At 40.2% G+C, this 20610-nt stretch carries 15 protein-coding genes; 13 read left to right on the top strand and 2 right to left on the bottom strand.

Annotated elements, in window-relative coordinates:
- Positions 1-236: 236 nt before the first annotated feature.
- From GZ996_RS06090 to GZ996_RS06130, 9 genes are all read left to right on the top strand, one after another.
- Positions 237-2642 (top strand): glycogen/starch/alpha-glucan phosphorylase, encoded by a 2406-nt coding sequence (locus GZ996_RS06090; RefSeq protein ID WP_162011593.1) that lies wholly within the window; start codon positions 237-239, stop codon positions 2640-2642.
- Between the two features lie 953 nt (positions 2643-3595).
- On the top strand, positions 3596-3796 hold the full coding sequence (atpE, locus tag GZ996_RS06095) for an ATP synthase F0 subunit C (protein ID WP_027974710.1): 201 nt from the start codon (positions 3596-3598) through the stop codon (positions 3794-3796).
- 37 nt (positions 3797-3833) lie between these two features.
- On the top strand, positions 3834-4547 hold the full coding sequence (gene atpB / locus GZ996_RS06100; protein WP_156807096.1) for a F0F1 ATP synthase subunit A: 714 nt from the start codon (positions 3834-3836) through the stop codon (positions 4545-4547).
- 20 nt (positions 4548-4567) lie between these two features.
- Positions 4568-5074 (top strand): F0F1 ATP synthase subunit B, encoded by a 507-nt coding sequence (atpF, locus tag GZ996_RS06105; protein ID WP_156807097.1) that lies wholly within the window; start codon positions 4568-4570, stop codon positions 5072-5074.
- Complete coding sequence (locus tag GZ996_RS06110) at positions 5074-5607, top strand: F0F1 ATP synthase subunit delta (RefSeq protein ID WP_156807098.1); 534 nt, start codon at positions 5074-5076, stop codon at positions 5605-5607. Before atpF ends, GZ996_RS06110 begins: the two co-directional genes overlap by 1 nt.
- Positions 5608-5627: 20 nt before the next feature.
- On the top strand, positions 5628-7136 hold the full coding sequence (gene atpA / locus GZ996_RS06115; protein WP_161979660.1) for a F0F1 ATP synthase subunit alpha: 1509 nt from the start codon (positions 5628-5630) through the stop codon (positions 7134-7136).
- A 13-nt stretch (positions 7137-7149) separates the two neighbouring features.
- Positions 7150-8031 (top strand): F0F1 ATP synthase subunit gamma, encoded by an 882-nt coding sequence (locus GZ996_RS06120; RefSeq protein ID WP_161979661.1) that lies wholly within the window; start codon positions 7150-7152, stop codon positions 8029-8031.
- 218 nt (positions 8032-8249) lie between these two features.
- Complete coding sequence (gene atpD, locus GZ996_RS06125; protein WP_156807101.1) at positions 8250-9656, top strand: F0F1 ATP synthase subunit beta; 1407 nt, start codon at positions 8250-8252, stop codon at positions 9654-9656.
- A 12-nt stretch (positions 9657-9668) separates the two neighbouring features.
- On the top strand, positions 9669-10088 hold the full coding sequence (locus GZ996_RS06130) for a F0F1 ATP synthase subunit epsilon (protein ID WP_121834303.1): 420 nt from the start codon (positions 9669-9671) through the stop codon (positions 10086-10088).
- 86 nt (positions 10089-10174) lie between these two features.
- Here GZ996_RS06130 and ypfJ read toward each other — a convergent pair whose 3' ends face one another.
- Positions 10175-11086 (bottom strand): KPN_02809 family neutral zinc metallopeptidase, encoded by a 912-nt coding sequence (ypfJ, locus tag GZ996_RS06135; protein ID WP_161979662.1) that lies wholly within the window; start codon positions 11084-11086, stop codon positions 10175-10177.
- Positions 11087-11318: 232 nt separating this feature from the next.
- On the opposite strand from ypfJ, the gene rexB reads away from it, so the two are divergent.
- The 3 genes from rexB to addA are packed head-to-tail and all read left to right on the top strand — an operon-like array spanning position 11319 to position 18883.
- On the top strand, positions 11319-14609 hold the full coding sequence (gene rexB, locus GZ996_RS06140) for an ATP-dependent nuclease subunit B (protein ID WP_162011594.1): 3291 nt from the start codon (positions 11319-11321) through the stop codon (positions 14607-14609).
- Complete coding sequence (locus GZ996_RS06145; protein WP_162011595.1) at positions 14599-15219, top strand: DUF1349 domain-containing protein; 621 nt, start codon at positions 14599-14601, stop codon at positions 15217-15219. Before rexB ends, GZ996_RS06145 begins: the two co-directional genes overlap by 11 nt.
- Positions 15209-18883, top strand: coding sequence for a helicase-exonuclease AddAB subunit AddA (addA, locus tag GZ996_RS06150; protein ID WP_162011597.1), 3675 nt, complete (start codon positions 15209-15211; stop codon positions 18881-18883). Before GZ996_RS06145 ends, addA begins: the two co-directional genes overlap by 11 nt.
- A gap of 30 nt (positions 18884-18913) precedes the next feature.
- Here the strand turns inward: addA and GZ996_RS06155 are convergent, their stop codons facing one another.
- Positions 18914-19219, bottom strand: coding sequence for a hypothetical protein (locus GZ996_RS06155; protein ID WP_156807106.1), 306 nt, complete (start codon positions 19217-19219; stop codon positions 18914-18916).
- A 234-nt stretch (positions 19220-19453) separates the two neighbouring features.
- On the opposite strand from GZ996_RS06155, the gene trhO reads away from it, so the two are divergent.
- Positions 19454-20440: an oxygen-dependent tRNA uridine(34) hydroxylase TrhO gene (trhO, locus tag GZ996_RS06160; RefSeq protein ID WP_156807107.1), complete on the top strand. Its 987-nt coding sequence runs from the start codon at positions 19454-19456 to the stop codon at positions 20438-20440.
- Positions 20441-20610 lie beyond the last annotated feature (170 nt).

Below are 20610 nucleotides of genomic sequence, written 5' to 3' on the forward strand. Positions count from 1 at the left end.
TTGGCAAGACTTAGGCTTGCCAAAAAGGAATGGAACTCCATAGGAGGTTTTGATGCTGACTTCGCCAGCTTCATTTCCCACCTTCAAGGGTCTTCCAGACCTTTGAAGCGCCCCGCATCACACAAGGATAAGTGCTAAAAAGAAAATAACTAGTACAATGGGGAAATATAGTCAATTTCTAAGATCATTAGATAGATCATATAAAAAGTCAATAATTTCCAACTAGAAAGGTTTTTATGGAACTCAAACATTTAACGAAAGAACAATTTATTCGTGACTTTAAAGATACATTACATGAAGAGCAACTAATTAAGGTCCCACGCGCAACACCTTCTGAACTTTTCATAACTTTAGCTAAATTGATTCGCAAATATTATACAGACACTTGGATTGCCCGTAATCATAAATTATCTGAGAGGCAGGAAAAAATAGCCTACTATTTTTCAATTGAATTTTTACCAGGTCGTATGCTTGAAACTAATCTTCTCAACTTAGGGATTCTTGACCTTGTTAAAGAAGGTTTTGCGGACCTTGATGTTGATTTTGAGGCAGTGGTACAAGCAGAGCATGATATGGCGCTTGGTAATGGTGGTCTTGGTCGTTTAGCAGCAGCCTTTATGGATTCATTGGCGACAACTGGTTACCCTGGCTTTGGAAATGGCTTGCGCTATCAATACGGACTCTTCAAACAACGCATTGTTAATGGCTATCAAGTCGAATTACCAGATTCATGGTTTGGGTCAATTGGAAATGTTTGGGAAGTTCGTAAAGATCACGATGTTGTTGATGTCAAACTGTTTGGTGATGTCTATCTTCAATCTAATGAAGAAGGACGTATTGTACCGGTTCATAACAATGCTCAAGTTCTTCGCGCAGTTCCTTATGATGTCCCACAAATTGGCTTTGAAAACAATGTGATCAACAATTTGCGACTTTGGGATGTTGAAATTCCAGAAGAGTATGAGCTATATTATCCAACCTTAGAAGCTAGGCGTCGTGTGCAAGATATCACAGCAATTTTGTATCCTGATGATACCAGCTATGAAGGTAAAGAGCTTCGCCTGATTCAAGAATACTTCATGACAAGTGCCGGTCTTCAGACAATTATCAAGTCTTATCTTAAAATGGGATTGCCATTGGAAAAGATTCACGAAAAAGTGTCTGTTCACATTAATGATACCCACCCTGCGGTAGCACCAGCAGAGTTTATGCGCCTCTTGCTTGATGATTATGGATTAGAATGGGATGCAGCTTGGAATGCGACTGTTCAAACCATGAGTTATACCAACCATACCATTTTGTCAGAAGCATTGGAAAAATGGGATGCTGGCCTCTTCAAGCATGTTTTACCACGCGTTTACCAAATTATTCTTGAAATTGATCATCGTTTTGTTACAAATTTGGCACAAAATCATACTGATGCTGGTTTGATTGAACGTACTCGTATTGTGAAAAATGGTCAAATTCACATGGCCAATCTTGCCATTATTGGTGGGCATTCCGTCAATGGTGTTGCTAAATTGCACACGGAACTTCTAAAAGAAGACACGCTTCACGATTTCTATGTGCTCTATCCAGAGAAATTTAATAATAAGACCAATGGTATTATTCAACGCCGTTGGACGCAAATTGCGGCCCCAGAATTGTCACAAGCTATTGATCAAACCATTGGTAAAGGATGGCGCAAGGATATCCATAAACTAGAAAAATTAACTGCTTATGCTGACGACGAACAAGTGCTTAATACTTTCTATCAAGTGAAGAAAGAAGCTAAGGCGCGTCTTGCAGCCTACATTAAAGAGACAACGGGTATCGAAGTCTCTACTAATGCTATCTTTGATGTTCAAGTTAAGCGACTTCACGCTTATAAGCGCCAGTTGCTGAATGTTCTTCATATCCTTAAACTTTACCATGATTTGAAAGATAATCCAGATAAAGATATGGTTCCTCGCGTCTTTATTTTTGGGGCTAAAGCTGCACCAGGCTACCATTTTGCCAAATCAGTGATTAAATTAATCAATGAAATTGCTAATCTTGTCAATCATGATGTTTCACTTCAGGATAAACTCAAAGTTGTTTTCCTTGAAAACTATAATGTAAGCCTTGCTGAACTTATTGTCCCAGCAGCAGATGTCTCAGAACAAATCTCTCTTGCTTCTAAAGAAGCATCTGGGACATCTAATATGAAATTCATGATGACAGGTGCAGTAACACTTGCCACACTTGATGGCGCCAATATTGAAATCAAGGATGAAGTTGGAGACGATAATATCGTTATCTTCGGTATGGATAAGGATGCCGTTTATCGTCACTATGCAGCACATGATTATTACTCTCGCGGTCTATATGAGAGTACCCCAGTTATTCGCCGTGTTGTTGATAGTTTTGTCAATGGTACTATTCCAAACGCTCAGAGTGAAGGAACAGAAATTTATGAGGCTCTCATCACACACAACGATGAATACTTCTTGCTTGAAGATTTTACCGCTTATGTTGAGGCTCAAGAACGTATTGATAAGCTATATCGTGATCCAAAAGCTTGGTCTCGTGTTAGTCTCATGAATATCGCAAAATCGCACAAGTTTACTTCAGATGACACCATTACTGAGTATGCTGAAGATATTTGGGATTTGAAAAAATAACTATAGTGATTGAGAGGTGGAACAAGAATTTCAACCTCTCTTTTGTTTGTTATGCGACCGCCTAGCGCCTAAAGGGAGTACGATTTAACAAGACACCTCTACTTTAACATAAAGAAAAAGTAGTGAGTACTCTCTACCGTCGGAGATTTCCTCACTATTAATCTTAGTATGTTTGTTTAATACTCTATAAAAATCAAAATTAGGCATAGATGAAAACATTTTTCTCCAGTCTCCTTATGTGGTTGGCGCGCTAGTAATATTAATTTTAAATCAAAATCTGATAACTTGTATTCACCGTTTTCTGGACAGTTAGTCTTATGTGGTAGGGACGATCCAAAGGTATGGAGACCTTTTGAGGTAGGAACTAAAGTTGGCATCAAGACATTCTAACGGAGTTCCATTACTTATTTTTAATCCTAAAATCTCCGTTCTCTTTTGACCACGGTGGCAACTGTCTGTTTTGAGCGACCTTGTAGTCGCATTTTAAGCTGACGATAAAAATGTTAACTGGTGAATACTATTTCTGAACAGGAGGTTAGTCTCAAATATAAATTATAAATCTGGTTGCATTTCTACATCAAGAGATATCTAATCCCCTCCAATTGTTATAATATAAGGTCCACAATTTTAAATTTAGTACGAACTTTTGATGTCATGGCTAATTTTAAAGTCTAGAGTTTTCAAGTTGCCCTGCCATAACAACAAAGCTACCATGACTTTAACCACTACAGAGACTGGAAGACTGTTGCTTTCGTCCCTCACCATCTGAGGAATAGTTTTTTTAGTCAACACCGTTTCATTTTAATTTTGAATGAGCATAATATTAGTCAATGTTGGTCAAAGAACATAGACTAAATCGAAACGAAAGCGCCATCAATTCTGATATTTCATTGACATTTGAAAGAAATAGGACTAAAATGGCTAGGTAAAAAATTTTTTAAGGAGAAACTCTAATGAATCTTGGTATTTTGGCGCTCGGTTTAGCTGCTCTTGGGGGATCGGTTGGTATTGGTCTCTTGGTAAGTAGTGTTTTGCAATCATCTGCTCGCCAGCCTGAGATGTTCGGAAAATTCCAAACAACAATGTTTTTGGGAATTGCCTTTATTGAAGGGATGTTCTTTATCACGCTTGCTATGGCTTTTGCAATGGGTTAAAGCAAAGCCAGTTTATAATAGATAAGGAGAATTGACAATGGATCATTCAACTCCAAGTGTCCACTTAGGACCAATTGTCATTGACCTCACCATATTGAGCATGTCTCTATTAACGGTAGTCTTAACTTTTGGTTTTATATTTTGGGCCAGTAGAAAGATGACGTTAAGACCTTCTGGGAAACAGAATGTTTTAGAGTACGCCTATGAGTTTGTCTATGGTGTGGCTAAGGGAAATCTAGGAGAAAGTTACTCTCGGAAATACCTTCTTTTTTTATTTAGTCTCTTTATGTTTCTTTTAATAGGAAATAATATTGGTCTTGTAACGAAGTTAGAATCTGCGTCAGGTGAGAATCTTTGGATGTCACCAACGGCAAATATGATGTTTGACTTTGGTTTATCTTTGATTGTTACGGTGTTTTGTCACGCTGAAGGAATTCGTCAACGTGGTTTTAAAGCCTATCTTAAAGCATTTGTTACTCCAGCATACATGACACCGATGAACATTATTGAAGAATTTGCAAATTTCCTTTCTTTGGCGTTGCGTCTTTATGGAAATATCTTTGCAGGGGAAGTATTGATTGGTCTTTTGGTACAATTAAGTCATTCTCACATTCTTTGGCAGCCGGTATCAGTTCTTTTAACGATACTTTGGATAGCCTTTTCAGTATTTGTCTCTTGTTTACAAGCTTATGTCTTTACCATGCTGACATCATTATATCTCAGCAATAAGGTTAATGGACATGGACATTAAAAAAGTGTAAGGAGTTTTTCATGTTAGTAATGCATAGTGTTTCAGTAGGAACGCTTTTAGGTAATTTCATCATTGTGACAGGCTCATTCCTAACGTTGATGATTTTGATTCGTATTTTTGCTTGGTCGAAAATTACTGGTATTTTTGATGACCGTGCTAAGCAGATTTCTGATGACCTTGCAAAGGCAGAGGAAGCTCGTGTTAAAGCAGAAGGTTATGTTAGCGAACAAGAACAAGTCCTAAAAGATAGTCGTCTTGAAGCAAGTCAGATTATTGGTCAAGCTAATGCTAGGGCTGCTCACGATAAAGAAGCCATCTTAACCCAAGCTAAAGAAGAAGCACAGTCTATCAAAGATAAGGCGCGTGAAGATGCTGAAGCCATTAAAGTGGAAGCAGTTGAATCTGCAAAAGAGGAGATTGCTGCATTAGCAATTGATTTGGCAGAGCGTATCTTGGTACATAAACTGAATGAAACTGAGAGAGAAACTTTAGTTGACCGTTATCTAGATCGTCTAGGAGAAAACTAATGGACTTAAAGAAAGAAGCCTTAGTGCACAAGTATGCTCAAGAATTGGTTCAGAACGCTAAATTTCGTGATCAGCTGACGGTTCTTTATGAAAATACTTCAGATCTTATTGCTATTTTTTCTGAGACCAAATTGGACTCTGTTTTAGGCTCTGATAAGTTTGATGCAACTGAAAAAGCAGGTCTTCTTCATAAATTGAGTCGGCCCGAATCGCCTCTTTTAAATACGTATTTAGATACTGCTGTTGCAGAAAAAGAATTTGGTATGATTTTGCCAGTTTTACAAGAAGTTCTTGTGAAGATTGGTGAGGAGACTCAGATTTTTGATATGGAAGTGGTGGTTGCTCAGCCATTGACCTTAGCTCAAAAAGAACGTATTCGTCAAATTGTGGAATCGAAATTTTCCATTAAAACCCATCATCTGTTTGAAACAGTAGATGATGGAATTATTGGTGGCTTTATTATTAAAGTCAATAACCAAATTATTGATGCCAGTGTGCGGACACAAATTCAAGAAATTAAACAAAAATTGTAAAGATAGAAAGTGGTGTAAGCTTGGCTATAAATGCACAAGAAATCAGTGCCCTTATTAAGGCACAAATTGATAACTTTCAACCCAATTTTGAAATCACAGAAACCGGTATCGTAACTTACGTTGGTGACGGAATTGCTCGTGCCAGTGGTCTAAATGCTGCCATGAGTGGGGAACTTTTAGAATTTGCTAACGGTTCTTATGGTATGGCACAAAACCTTGAAGCTACGGATGTTGGGATTATTATTCTCGGTGATTTCTCAGATATCCGTGAAGGTGATATTGTAAAACGTACTGGGAAAATTATGGAAGTTCCAGTTGGAGAAGCGCTTATTGGGCGTGTCGTTAATCCTTTGGGACAACCTGTAGATGGTCTTGGTGAGATTGCTACAACTGGCTTTAGACCTGTTGAGACTCCAGCACCGGGTGTAATGCAACGGAAATCAGTTTCTGAGCCAATGCAAACAGGCTTAAAGGCTATTGATGCCCTAGTTCCAATTGGCCGTGGTCAACGTGAGTTGATTATCGGTGACCGTCAGACAGGTAAAACTTCTATTGCGGTTGATGCTATTTTAAACCAAAAAGACAACGATGTTATCTGTATCTACGTTGCTATTGGTCAAAAAGAATCAACGGTTCGTACTCAGGTTGAGACCCTGCGTAAGTACGGTGCTCTTGATTATACTATTGTTGTGACGGCATCTGCTTCACAACCTTCACCGTTGCTTTACATTGCTCCATATGCGGGTGTGGCAATGGCAGAGGAGTTTATGTATCAAGGGAAACACGTTTTGATTGTCTATGATGACTTGTCAAAACAGGCTGTCGCTTATCGTGAACTTTCTCTCCTTCTTCGTCGTCCACCAGGTCGTGAGGCTTATCCGGGAGATGTTTTCTATCTCCACTCACGTTTGCTTGAACGTTCAGCTAAGGTATCTGATGACTTGGGAGGCGGTTCAATCACTGCTCTGCCTTTTATTGAAACCCAAGCAGGAGATATCTCAGCCTATATTGCAACCAATGTGATTTCGATTACAGATGGTCAAATTTTCTTGCAAGAGAATCTCTTTAACTCTGGTATTCGTCCTGCCATTGATGCAGGGTCATCAGTTTCACGTGTTGGTGGTTCAGCTCAAATCAAAGCAATGAAAAAGGTTGCTGGTACCCTTCGTTTGGACCTTGCGTCTTATCGTGAACTTGAAGCCTTTACGCAGTTTGGTTCTGACCTTGATGCAGCGACTCAGGCCAAACTCAATCGTGGTCGTCGTACGGTAGAAGTGCTTAAACAACCAATTCACAAACCACTTCCAGTGGAAAAACAGGTTGTTATTCTCTACGCTTTGACTCATGGTTTCCTCGATGATATTCCAGTCAATGACATCTTAAAGTTTGAAGAGGAATTGTATCATTATTTCGATATGCATTATAGTTATATCTTTGATACTATTCGTATGACAAAAGATTTGCCTGAAGATGGGGTACTGGATACTGCTATTCAAGATTTCAAAGATCATTCATTTTTTAATGTATAAGGAGGACTGACTAATGGCAGGATCTCTTAGTGAAATCAAGGCGAAAATTCTTTCAACAGAGAAGACCAGTAAGATTACCAGTGCTATGCGGATGGTATCATCCGCTAAATTGGTGAAAGCAGAGCAAGCAGCAAAAGATTATCAGATTTATGCAGCTAAAATTCGTCAAATTACAACTGATTTTCTAAAAACAGAATTGACATCAGGTTCTGATAATCCTATGCTAGCCTCACGCCCTATTAAAAAGACTGGTTATATTGTGATAACCTCTGATAAGGGACTTGTTGGTGGTTATAATGCCAAACTGCTTAAAGCCGTTTTGGAGCTGATTGCTGATTATCACGAAGAGGGGGCTGAAGATTACGCTATTATTTCAATTGGATCAATCGGTTCTGATTTTTTCAAAACACGAGGCTTGCCAGTTTGTTTTGAAATGCGTGGTCTTGAAGACCAACCCTCATTTGATCAGGTGAGTCGCATTATTTCTCAATCAGTTGAAATGTATAAAGAGGAATTTTTTGATGAGTTGTATGTCTGCTACAATCACCATGTTAATAGTTTGACCAGTCAAGTTCGTGTTCAGAAAATGTTGCCTCTTTCAGATCTTGTAGCAGAAGAAGCTACGGATGAAGGTGTGACAGGCTTTGAATTAGAGCCAAGCCGTGAAGCGATTTTAGAGCAATTGTTACCACAGTACACAGAGAGTTTGATTTATGGTGCCATTGTTGATGCAAAGACGGCAGAGCATGCTGCGGGCATGACCGCCATGCAGACAGCGACTGATAATGCAGAAAAAGTGATTGGTGATTTGACGATTCAATACAATAGAGCTCGCCAAACAGCTATTACGCAAGAAATTACAGAGATTGTTGCGGGAGCTAATGCCCTTGAATAATTTCTCTCTTGTTAGAAATCATCTAAAAATTCGTGTCGATTGAATGGATTTTTACAAAATTAACAGAAAGGATGGTTCAGTTGTACTTGCCACTGTTTTGACAAGACAAATTGAACAAGCCCTGAAGGTGTATGAAAATTCTCCTTAAATTAAGTGGGATAAGCTGAATTTAAGAGGTATTCTAAAAAAACTTTCTTTGGGGCTTTTGTATCTTAATTATGAGTTCAGGAAAAATTGCTCAGGTTGTTGGCCCAGTTGTAGACGTTAAGTTTGCAGTTGGTGATAAATTACCTGAGATAAATAACGCCCTTGTTGTTTATAAAAATGGGGATAAGAATCAAAAGATTGTTCTTGAAGTTGCCCTCGAATTGGGGGATGGTATGGTTCGTACTATTGCTATGGAATCTACAGATGGTTTAACTCGAGGACTTGAAGTCTTGGATACAGGTCGTCCAATTTCAGTGCCAGTTGGTAAAGAAACATTAGGTCGTGTTTTCAATGTCCTTGGAGATACCATTGACCTTGAGGAGCCTTTTGGGGAAAATGCAGAGCGTGAACCGATTCATAAAAAAGCGCCAGCTTTTGATGAATTATCAACTTCATCTGAAATTTTAGAAACTGGTATTAAGGTTATTGACCTGCTTGCTCCATATCTAAAAGGTGGTAAGGTTGGTCTTTTTGGAGGAGCAGGGGTTGGTAAAACCGTTCTTATCCAAGAATTGATTCATAACATTGCCCAAGAGCATGGTGGTATTTCGGTATTTACCGGTGTTGGTGAACGCACCCGTGAGGGTAATGACCTCTACTGGGAAATGAAAGAATCTGGTGTTATTGAAAAGACAGCCATGGTCTTTGGTCAGATGAATGAACCACCTGGAGCACGTATGCGCGTCGCTCTTACTGGTTTAACAATAGCTGAATATTTCCGTGATGTCGAAGGTCAGGATGTCCTTCTCTTTATTGATAACATTTTCCGTTTTACTCAAGCAGGTTCAGAAGTTTCAGCGCTTCTTGGTCGTATGCCATCTGCAGTTGGTTATCAACCAACTTTGGCGACTGAAATGGGGCAATTACAGGAACGCATCACTTCAACGAAAAAAGGTTCTGTAACATCAATTCAGGCGATTTATGTCCCTGCCGATGACTACACAGATCCAGCACCAGCGACAGCCTTTGCTCACTTGGATTCAACGACAAATCTGGAGCGTAAATTGACACAAATGGGGATTTACCCAGCGGTTGATCCATTGGCCTCTTCATCACGTGCCCTTTCACCAGAAATTGTTGGTGAGGAACACTATCAAGTGGCTACAGAAGTTCAACGTATTTTGCAACGTTACCGTGAATTGCAAGATATCATTGCTATTCTTGGTATGGATGAATTGTCTGATGATGAAAAAGTGCTTGTTAGTCGTGCGCGCCGTATTCAGTTCTTCTTATCACAAAACTTTAACGTAGCGGAGCAATTCACTGGTCAGCCAGGTTCTTATGTACCTGTAGTAGAAACAGTTCGTGGCTTTAAAGAAATTCTTGAAGGAAAACACGACATGTTACCTGAAGATGCTTTCCGTAATGTTGGACCAATTGGTGATGTGATTGAAAAGGCTAAGAAAATGGGTTATTAAGGAGGTCTGTGGATGACGTGTATGACAGTTCAGGTCGTTACACCTGATGGTATCAAATACGACCACCATGCTAACTATATTTCTGTGAGAACCACAGATGGGGAGATGGGGATTTTGCCTGGTCACCTTAATATTATTGCCTCTCTAGACGTCCACGAGATGAAGATTCGTCGTATTGACGATGATAATCATGTGGACTGGGTTGCTATTAATGGTGGTATCATCGAAGTCAAAAATGATTTTGTGACGATTGTAGCTAATTCTGCGGAACGTGAGCGAGATATTGATGTTAGTCGTGCGGAGCGTGCAAAAATCCGTGCGGAACGTGAACTAGAAGAAGCTCAATCTACCAAGGATATAGACCAAGTGCGTCGTGCTAAAGTCGCATTACAGCGTGCCCTTAATCGGATTAATGTAGGAACCCATCAATAAGTTGAGTATAAAAAGCCATCAGTGAAGTATCCGATGGCTTTTTAGATTGCAATAATGGATTAATGACATTTTTAGAAAATGATAGGTTACAGACTATTTTCATTGACTGAGAAGGTGTCGCCGTGTTGGAGATCTCCGTAGTTATAACCTCGGTCAAACCATCGTTTACGTTGCTCTGAAGTTCCGTGAGTAAAGCTATCTGGCATCGCACGTCCGTAGGCTTGTTCTTGTAAGTGGTCATCACCAACTGAGTGCGCGGCTGTCATGGCTTCCTCAATATCACCAATATCAAGCAATCCTTGTCCGTCAACATAGTTTGCCCAAGCACCTGCATAATAGTCAGCTTGGAGTTCAAGGCGGACATTTAGTTTGTTGGCTTCTTTTTCTGATAGCCCACGACGGGCACTGGCGTATTCACTCATGGTCCCAAGTTGATTTTGAACATGGTGTCCGACTTCATGGGCAATGACATAGGCCATGGCAAAATCGCCAGGGGCTCCGTATTTGGTTTTTAAATCTCCGTAAAAGCTCAAATCGAGGTAAACGGTATTATCAGCTGAGCAGTAAAATGGACCAGATTTAGCAGAACCTGCACCACAGCCTGTTGTAGTGTTATCTGTATAGAGAACTAATTTTGGTGCCTCGTAGGTAAGGCCGTTACGTTTAAATTCTTGATGCCAGTAATCTTCCGTAGAGGCGAGAACTTTTGAAATAAATTCGCCATCTTTATCGGTAACCGTTGACGTACCAGAATGCCTAACTTGGCTAGATTGATAGTTACTTGAGGTTCCGCCAAGGATATTGCCAAGACCTGAGCCACCACCCAGAAAGAGGAGCAAGACAAGAAGAACAATTTTTGTTTTCCATCCTGTGCGTGAGAAGAGGAGGTGCAGAAGAAGGTTGCTGCCAGCTCCGCCCATGTTAAGTCCGCCGCCAGAGGACCTCTGTCCACGTTGGTCGCGGATATTATCACTTTTTCTTAAATCATCAATTTTCATAGCGTTGAGTGTAATCCTATAAGGATTAATGGGAGCAAACTTTAAATTATTTTATAGCTACCGTAATCTTATAGGACATGCTTTGTTTACGGGAAACGAAAACATTCCTTTCTTCATATTAATCATCTTTATTATACTTGAATTTTAGGATTTCGCCTAGTAAAGTGCAACATTTGACAACAGAAAAGCAAATCGTTTTTTGTTATAATAGAGAGACAGAATGGGGGATCAGATGAAACTTCTATATACGGATATTAAGCAAGATTTGACGATTATTTTGGCGAGGGAGGCACAGAAGTTTGCGGAGGCTGGCAAGCGTGTGTTTTATATTGCTCCCAACTCGTTGTCGTTTGAGAAGGAGAAAAAGGTTTTAGCCAATTTACCACAAGGCGCTTCTTTTAGGATTACGGTGACACGTTTTGGGCAAATGGCTCGCTATTTTTTACTGAATAAGGCACTACCCAGGGAAAGTCTTGATGAAATGGGTTTGACCATGATTTTTTACCGGGCCTTGTCTCGTTTTGATGAAGGGGATTTGCAGATTTATGGCAAATTAAAAAAAGATATTCAGTTTATCAAGCAATTAGTGGACCTTTATCAAGAAATGAAATCATCTAACATGTCTCCTATTGATTTGGAAGGGTTGGATAATCAAGCTAAGCGGTCAGATCTGTTGAAGATTTTTATAGCGGTTGAGGATTTACTACGCCAACATGATTTTGATAATCAGACCAATCTCAGTCATTTTGCTCAAGAAATTAAGTCTGGGCTTCTTGATGGGGCTTTGTCTGAGATGGTAGTCATTATTGATGGCTTTTCTCGTTTTTCAGCAGAGGAAGAGCAATTGGTTAATCTCTTACATCAAAAAGGGGTAGAGCTAGTTATTGGTACCTACATGAGCCAGAAAGCTTATGCAGCCAATTTTTCGGTAGGAAATAGCTATCAGGCTTCGATTGATTTTATCCGTTCTTTAGCAAAGGCGTACGCTACAAAGCCAATTTATCTCCCTAGTGAGGATGTCTCTGAGACTGCTTTTTCTCGTCTGAGTCGTCTGGTGGAGTGCCAGCATGATTTTACTGAGACGGACGAGGTCTTTTTGGAAGAGGATAAGGCGGCTATTACCATCTGGGAGGTGGTTAATCAGCGTGAAGAAATCGCTCAGGTAGCTAAGCGCATTCGTTATCTCTTGAGTCAGGGAGTCCGTTATAAGGATATCTGGGTCTTACTTGGCGATGTTGAGAGCTATCAGTTACAGGTCGCTAAAATTTTTGATAAGTTTGATATTCCTTTTTATATTGGGAAGGCTGAGAGCATGTCGACACACCCTCTCGTTAACATCATAGATGCTCTGTGTCGTCTGAAACGCTATAATTACCGTGCAGAAGATTTACTTAATCTGATTAAATCGGGTCTGTTTGGGTCGTTTTCACAGAAAAGCATTGACCGTTTTGAACAGTATGTCCGCTATGCAGATGTGACTGGTTTTAACAAGTTTAATCGTGACTTCACGGCAAATATCTTGCTTCGAACAGAGGAACATGAGGATGGGACGACAGCAAAGATTTATCGTTATGATTTGGAGCAAATAAATAGCATGCGCCGTCAGTTGATGACTGCTTTGACAGGACTTTTATCAGCTAAAAAGCAAAAAGGAAAAAATCTTCTGACTAAGCTCAGCCATTTCTTTGAAACCATTCAGCTGATGTCTAATTTATCAGTTTTGACTGAAGAGGTTGATGCTAAAGAACGTGATCAACATGAGCAGGTTTGGGGAACTTTTTCTAAACTGTTAGAGCAGTTCTATCAGATTTTTGGGGAAGACAGTCTCTCTGTAGAGGAATTTTTGTCAGTATTAACGTCTGGTATGATGGCAGCCCAGTATCGTACAGTGCCTGCAACGGTCGATGTGGTTACGGTGAAATCTTATGATTTGATTGAACCACACTCAGCCCCTTATGTGTTTGCTTTAGGATTAACGCAGGCTAATTTTCCAAAATTGACCGTGAATCAATCTCTCTTATCAGATGAGGAGCGAGGCCATTTGAATGAAGTAACTGGAGATTCCGCTAAATTTGACATTGCTTCACATGAAAATCTCAAGAAAAATCATTTTACAGCCTTATCACTTTATCATTCAGCCACTAAGGCTTTGGTTTTATCCAGTCCAGAATTGTCTGGTGATGGCAGTAGTGATTTGTCTCCCTATCTGAAAGAATTAAAAGCATTGGGTGTACCAAGTGAGGAACGTGGGTTACATTTTGAGGCAAAAGGGGAGAAAATTGGGCACTACAAGGATGTTTTGGCGACAGCCCTTGCTATCAATCGTGGCGAGTTAGATCGTAAGTTAACCAACGAAGAGCAAACCTTCTGGTCAGTTGCCGTTCGTTATTTACGTCAAAAATTACAAGAGAAAGCCCTTCTTATTCCGACGGTGTTAGAGGAGGTTAAAACGACCCGAGTTTCACCTAAAGTTATGGAAGTGCGTTTTCCTCTTGAAGAGCCCATTCATTTATCAATCTCTGGTTTATCCACTTATTATAATAATCAATACCTTTATTTTATTCGTTACGTTTTAGGCTTGGAGGAGAAGATATCTATTCATCCAGACGCTAGTATTCATGGTCAGTATTTGCATAGGGTCATGGAGCGCCTACTTAGCGAAGCGCCAGCTTCTGAGGATTTTGATGGGGCTTTGGAAAAAGCTATCGCAGAGACAAATGAAGAGCCGAGCTTTGCCTTTACCTACAGTGATGATGATCAAGAAAGCCAACTGGCTAGAAGCATCCTAGAGGATGTCGCTAGAAGTACAGCTAGTCTTTTCAAGAATGAGCGTCAGCTGGATATTTTATCTCAAGAAGAACGTTTTAGTTTTGATATTGGGAGTGAGGTCAAGGTCAATGGGATTATTGACCGTGTGGATAGGCTTTCTGACGGTAGTTTGGGAGTTGTAGATTACAAGTCGAGTGAGATCAAATTTGATTTGGAACGGTTTTATAATGGATTGAATAGCCAATTGGTAACCTATTTGCAGGCTTTGAAAGAGCGTTACGGCATTGAGACAGAACAGTTATTTGGAGCTATGTATCTTCATATGAAGTCTCCGTCGGTTAAGATGTCTGACTTGAAAGCTCCTGAGGATATTCTGACGCAACATTTGACTAGTCTGACTTATCAGGGGTTATTTGCAAAGGGAGAAAAAGCTCATCTGGCAGAAGGACCCTATAGTCTGACGAATCAGTTGTATGACAAGGCGGAGATAGAAACTCTGTTGGCATATAATCAGCAACTCTTCCAAGAGGCGACAACAGGTATTCGTTCAGGTAGCTTTGCAATTAACCCTTATACATCGGATCTTAAGTCAGTACAGGGAGAACAGTTGAAAAATATTACACATTTTGAAGCCGATAGGCATATGCTGACTCATGCACGACGTTTGAAAAAACTTCCTCGAAAAGGAAGAGGGATTGATCGAGCACAGGCATTGTCTTTAATGGGAATGGAGGAAGAAGAAAATGATTTTTAAGGATTGGGCTTGGACAAGAGAGCCAGAAATGTATTGTATTTCAGAACATGAAATAACTGTAACAACACAGCCACATACCGATTTGTGGCAACGGACTTATTATCATTTCCGTAATGATAATGCGCCTGTGTTTCAGATGGAGACGGGGGAACAGTTTTTTAGCTTTGTCGTCAAAACGGATTTTTCTGGAGCTCAACACCGCTTTGATCAGTGTGGTATTGTCATGTACTTAGACAGTGAGAATTGGTTAAAAGCATCAGTTGAGTATGAAAATGAGGCTTTTCAGCATCTTGGTAGTGTGGTGACCAATGGGGGGTATTCAGATTGGGCGACTACTGAAATTGATACCTCTCAACGAGTGATGTGGTACCGTTTTAGCCGTCGTGGTGATGATTTTTGCATTGAAAATTCATTGGATGGTGTGACATTTCATCAAATGAGAATTTGTCACATGACAAAGGCGCAGGGAGTTATTCAATTTGGAATCTATGCCTGCTCACCAGAGGAATCGTCCTTTGAGGCTGTTTTCTCTGACTTTGCCCTGTTAGATTGCCAATGGCAGGCTCATAAAGGTCAAGCACCAGATGAGGGAGAGGATGATGAGAATTAAACCCTTTTTAACATCTGAGGAAATTGCTGCGCGTGTGGTAGAGGAACTGGCTTCTGATAAGCCTAGAAAACTGACCCCAGAGCAAATCGAAGCAATTTATAGTAACGGGACCAATATCTTGGTCTCCGCCTCAGCGGGCTCAGGAAAAACCTTTATCATGGTGCGACGCATTTTGGACATGATTAGTCGCGGTGTAACGGTTGATAGACTTTTTATCTCGACCTTTACCGTTAAGGCTGCTGGGGAATTAAAAGAACGATTGCAGGCTGGTTTGCTGGAGCTTCTTCAAGAAACAAGAGACGAGGAGACAAAGGCTTATTTGTCAGAGCAATTGGCCCTATTGCCAACTGCGGATATCGGAACCATGGATGCCTTTACCCAAAAATTGGTGAGTCAATACGGTTATCTGCTAGGGATTTCTCCTGTTTTTAGGATCATGGCTGACGCTTCTGAACAAGCTCTACTGCGTCAGGATGTCTATGTGGATCTTTTTTCAGATTACATGACTGGAAAAGATGCTCAGACTTTCAAACGCTTAGTGAAAAATTTTTCTGGCAATAGTAAAAGTAGTAATAAATTTCGTGACTTGGTTTATCAGATTTACTACTTTAGCCAGGCGACAGCCAGTCCCAAAAGTTGGTTAGCTGATCAGTTTTTAGTTGCTAATGAGACGCCAATTGAAGACCAATTGGCTAGTTATCTTGCTGATTTTTTGAGTCCGAGTGTTTTGGATCAAGCAATTTCTGAAGCGATAGCGTTTTTCCAACACCATTATGAAACGGTGACCAAGGAATTTCAAAAATCTTATAAATACCTGACAGCGGTTGAAGACCTCTTGGCTTTGTTGACTGATTTTGATGTGTTGGCTAGTCAGGACTACGTAGCTGAGCAGTTGGAGAAAATAGTTGCATTGTCAAGCCAAATAACTATGCGGGTAGGAAATGTCAAAGATGAAGAACTCAAATTGTTTGCTAAGGGGTATAACCAAGAGCGTCCAACATATTTGTCGCCTTTTTTAGAAGCGAAGCGGGCTCTGATGGAGGCTGCATTTTTGAGAAAATATCAACCAGAAACCCTACCTTTACTAGAACTTTTGAAGGATTTTGTCGCGGATTTTTCTGGTCAGTATTTGCAAGCGAAAATACAGGAAAATGCTTTTGAATTCCATGATATTGCGCACTTTGCTATTGAGATTTTAGAAGAGTTTCCAGAGGTGGCTAGGTCTTATCAAGATCGTTTCCACGAAGTGATGGTCGATGAGTATCAAGATAATAGCCATATCCAAGAGCGTATGTTAGAACTTTTGTCAAATGGGAAAAATCGTTTTATGGTGGGTGATATCAAACAGTCTATCTACCGTTTCCGTCAGGCAGATCCTCAGATTTTCAATCAAAAATTTAAACTGTTTCAAGAAAATCCAGATGCCGGCAAATTGATTTTGCTCAAGGAAAATTTCCGTTCCAGCTCGGAAGTTTTGGATGCTACTAACGATCTCTTTAGTCACCTCATGGATGAAAAAGTGGGCGATATTCGCTATGATGACCGACATGTATTGATAGCAGGTTCCGATGGGCAAAAAGAAAAAAAACTTGAAAATAAGACGCAGTTGCTTGTCTATAACACAGATAGTAGTGACTCCCAGGAAACAGAAGCCACTGATGAAAGTACGGTTTCTCAAGGTGAAATCGCTATTGTCCTCAAAGAAATCATCCGTCTTCACAACGACGAAAAGGTTCCATTTAAGGATATGACCCTCCTTGTTCGGAGTCGTACAGGAAATGATTTGCTATTGTCTTTATTTGAGAAGCACGGGATTCCACTGGTAGCTGATGGCGGTCAAAGTAACTATCTCCAATCTCTTGAAGTCATGATTATGTTGGATACCCTGCGTGCGATTAATAATCCTTTAGATGATTACGCCTTGGTTGCTCTATTGCGCTCACCCATGTTCCAATTTGACGAGGATGACCTCGCTAGGATAGCTGTTCAAGCTAAGCACGGTGATTTTTATGACAAACTAGAGCTTGCTCAGGAGAGACGCGGTGCTCATGCAGACTTGGTGACAGATGACCTTAAGAAAAAGTTGGATATTTTTATAGAGACCTTCCTTTCTTGGCGGTCTTTAGCAAAAAGATTGGCGCTTTATGATTTGATTTGGACGATATATAATGATCGTTTTTACTACGATTATGTCGGAGCCTTACCACGCGCAGAGCAGAGACAAGCTAATCTTTATGCTTTAGCTCTTCGAGCTCATGCCTATGAAAAATCTGGTTTTAAAGGTTTGTCACGTTTTATCACCTTGATTGATAGGATTTTAGCCAGCGAGCATGATTTAGCGGATGTGGAAGTGACGCCCCCTAAAAATGCTGTGCAACTCATGACGATTCATAAATCAAAAGGATTAGAGTTTAAGTATGTCTTCATCCTAGGTGCCGATAAATCCTTTTTCAATGCGCAAACTAGTGACCAGTATCAAGATGTCATTCTCAGTCGAGACCAGGGGATTGGTATTAGATATTTAGCAGATATGACAGCAGATTTCTCGGATACGCGCTTACCTAAGCTTCAGGTCAAATTGGATACCATTCCCTTTCAAAGGAATCAAAAAGAGACTAAAATTTCTGCTCTATCTGAACTGATGAGGCTTCTCTATGTCGGTATGACACGTGCAGAGAAACGACTGTACCTTATTGGAAAGGGGAGCCAAGAAAAACTATCAAGTAAATATAATGGTGATTCCAAAAACGGTTTTCTTCCATCATGGCAACGAGAAGAGATGACGACCTTTCAAGATTGGTTCTTATCGGTAGAAGCAGCTTTTAAAACAGAACAGTTGGCTTTTGATGTGGTTTATATTGATCAAGCGGAGCTCGTTTCTGATAAAATTGGGCGACTAGAGATTACCGAGGAAATTCACCCTGATGATTTGTCTCAAAATCGTCAGTCTGCAGAGATTGAAAGGGCACTGACTATTCTTAAATCAGTGGATGACATCAACACTAAATACCGCTCTGCCATTAACCTACCAACCCTAAGAACTCCAAGTGAAATCAAGCAGTTTTATGAGCCGATTATGGATACCGATGGTCTTGAAGTGATGGGAAAAGCAGTTGCTGAGAGTAAGCAGGAGAAATTAATTTTTGCCCTACCTAATTTTGAAACAGGCACTTCTCAGACGGCTACTGCAGTTGGTTCAGCAACCCATGAGCTCATGCAACGCCTAGATATGACTAAACCTATAACAGAATCAGCCATTAAACAGGCGCTTCAAACTGTTCAAGGAGATAAAACAGTCAAAGCTCAGGTGAAAACAGATAAGATTTTAGCCTTTTTTGAAACGGATTTAGGTAAGGAAATAATGACCAATACCGATAAACTCTATCGTGAAGCCCCCTTTGCCATGCTCACTAAGGATAAGAGTAGTGGTGAAGAATTCGTTGTCCGTGGAATTGTTGATGGTTATCTTCTCTATGAGGACCATATTGTCCTTTTTGATTACAAGACAGATAAATTCACAAACAGTCATGGTATCATCCAACGCTACCAAAATCAAATGGCACTCTACGCTCAGGCACTTAGCCAATCTTATGGGATTGCTAAGGTTGACAAATACCTAGTGTTATTGGGTGGTGAGACTTTTGAAATCGTGAGAATAGACTAATCAAAAAATCGAGCCGTATAGCTCGATTTTTTAATGTAAGACAAAATGTTCGATATGGATATTGTAGTCAGAATAGTTGTTGTGGAGGTGGTCAGCAATTTCTTCGTACAAGGCTTTAACTTCAGCAATTTTTTCTGGTTGGTCTGAACCGATATAGTGGAATTGACACTCAATTGTTAAGAATAGTTGATGGAAGAGGTCGTTCATTCTTTCTAACTTATCAAGGAGCTCATGGTCATTTTGGATAAAATCAGGGATTGCCTTGCGTTCGTCAGCATAGGCATCCTTTGGGGTTAATGGGTAGGTACCGTATTCTAGGCATAGTTCATAGGTCATGGGAATGTCTCCTTGGAATTTCTTACTTCCACTATACCACAGGCGGTGGGGAATGTGAAACTATCTGCTCTGCGTTTCTAAAAAACCAAAAATTATCGCATTAACAATTGGATACCGTAGCATAATTTGCTTTACCTTTGTGAAAAAAACCACAAGCAAAACCCTTTGGAAGGAGGTCAAAGCACGATATAATAGAAACCTACTATGAATTCGTATGAGAAAAAGGAGAAAAACATGTCGAACAACATCCGTGTATTACTTTATTATAAATATGTTCCAATTGAAAATGCGAAAGCATACGCTCAAACGCACCTTGATTTCTGTAAATCAATTGGTCTGAAAGGTCGCATTCTGATTGCTGACGAAGGAATAAATGGTACTGTTTCTGGTGACTATGAAACAACTCAGAAGTACATGGACTGGGTACACTCTGATGAGCGTTTTGCAGATCTCTGGTTTAAAATTGACGAGGAACCCCAAGATGCTTTCAAGAAAATGTTTGTACGTTACAAAAAAGAAATCGTTCACCTTGGTTTAGAAGACAACGATTTTGACAGTGATATTAACCCATTGGAAACAACAGGTGAATACCTTAATCCACAACAATTCAAAGAAGCTCTTTTGGATGAGAATACGGTCGTTCTTGATACCCGTAACGATTATGAATATGATCTTGGTCACTTCCGTGGTGCAATTCGTCCAGATATCCGTAACTTCCGTGAGTTACCACAATGGGTCCGTGATAACAAAGAAAAATTTATGGAAAAACGTGTGGTAGTTTACTGTACGGGTGGTGTCCGCTGTGAGAAATTCTCTGGTTGGATGGTTCGTGAAGGCTTCAAAGATGTTGGTCAGCTCCACGGTGGTATTGTCACTTATGGTAAAGACCCAGAGGTGATGGGTGAACTTTGGGATGGTGCTATGTATGTTTTTGACGAGCGTATCTCAGTCCCTGTTAATCGTGTGAATCCAACTGTTATCGGACGTGACTACATTACTGGTGAGGAGTGCGAGCGCTATGTCAACTGTGCGAATCCATACTGCAACAAGCAAATTTTCATGTCAGAAGAAACGGAAAGCAAGTATGTTCGTGGTTGCTCTGCTGAGTGTCGTGCTCATGAACGCAACCGCTATGTAGCAGAAAAGAACTTATCTCGTGAGGAATGGGCAACACGTTTAGAAGCGATTGGTGAAACATTACCAGAAGTGGTCATGGCGTAAAACGATAGTGGGACAGAAGTCAAGACTTCGAAATCATGACTTCTTATACGAAAACTTCAAAAAAGTGCAAAACTTCCTCCCCTATGTTACAATATAGGCGAAAAATTTTTAGTTTTGGATTGTTAGCTCGTCTCTAACAATCTTTTTTGTTGGCAAAATTCAGAATAAGT

The organism is Streptococcus sp. S784/96/1, from assembly GCF_902729355.1.
Classification (GTDB): Bacteria; Bacillota; Bacilli; order Lactobacillales; family Streptococcaceae; genus Streptococcus; species Streptococcus caledonicus.

Excerpts from the sequence above, each read along its gene's own strand:
- GZ996_RS06145 (WP_162011595.1), top strand. The coding sequence starts at position 14,599 with ATGATTTTTAAGGATTGGGCTTGGACAAGAGAGCCAGAAATGTATTGT.
- atpF (WP_156807097.1), top strand. The coding sequence starts at position 4,568 with ATGTTAGTAATGCATAGTGTTTCAGTAGGAACGCTTTTAGGTAATTTC.
- rexB (WP_162011594.1), top strand. The coding sequence starts at position 11,319 with ATGAAACTTCTATATACGGATATTAAGCAAGATTTGACGATTATTTTG.
- atpB (WP_156807096.1), top strand. The coding sequence starts at position 3,834 with ATGGATCATTCAACTCCAAGTGTCCACTTAGGACCAATTGTCATTGAC.
- atpD (WP_156807101.1), top strand. The coding sequence starts at position 8,250 with ATGAGTTCAGGAAAAATTGCTCAGGTTGTTGGCCCAGTTGTAGACGTT.
- GZ996_RS06110 (WP_156807098.1), top strand. The coding sequence starts at position 5,074 with ATGGACTTAAAGAAAGAAGCCTTAGTGCACAAGTATGCTCAAGAATTG.
- GZ996_RS06120 (WP_161979661.1), top strand. The coding sequence starts at position 7,150 with ATGGCAGGATCTCTTAGTGAAATCAAGGCGAAAATTCTTTCAACAGAG.
- GZ996_RS06155 (WP_156807106.1), bottom strand. The coding sequence starts at position 19,219 with ATGACCTATGAACTATGCCTAGAATACGGTACCTACCCATTAACCCCA.
- atpE (WP_027974710.1), top strand. The coding sequence starts at position 3,596 with ATGAATCTTGGTATTTTGGCGCTCGGTTTAGCTGCTCTTGGGGGATCG.
- addA (WP_162011597.1), top strand. The coding sequence starts at position 15,209 with ATGAGAATTAAACCCTTTTTAACATCTGAGGAAATTGCTGCGCGTGTG.
- GZ996_RS06090 (WP_162011593.1), top strand. The coding sequence starts at position 237 with ATGGAACTCAAACATTTAACGAAAGAACAATTTATTCGTGACTTTAAA.
- ypfJ (WP_161979662.1), bottom strand. The coding sequence starts at position 11,086 with ATGAAAATTGATGATTTAAGAAAAAGTGATAATATCCGCGACCAACGT.
- trhO (WP_156807107.1), top strand. The coding sequence starts at position 19,454 with ATGTCGAACAACATCCGTGTATTACTTTATTATAAATATGTTCCAATT.
- GZ996_RS06130 (WP_121834303.1), top strand. The coding sequence starts at position 9,669 with ATGACGTGTATGACAGTTCAGGTCGTTACACCTGATGGTATCAAATAC.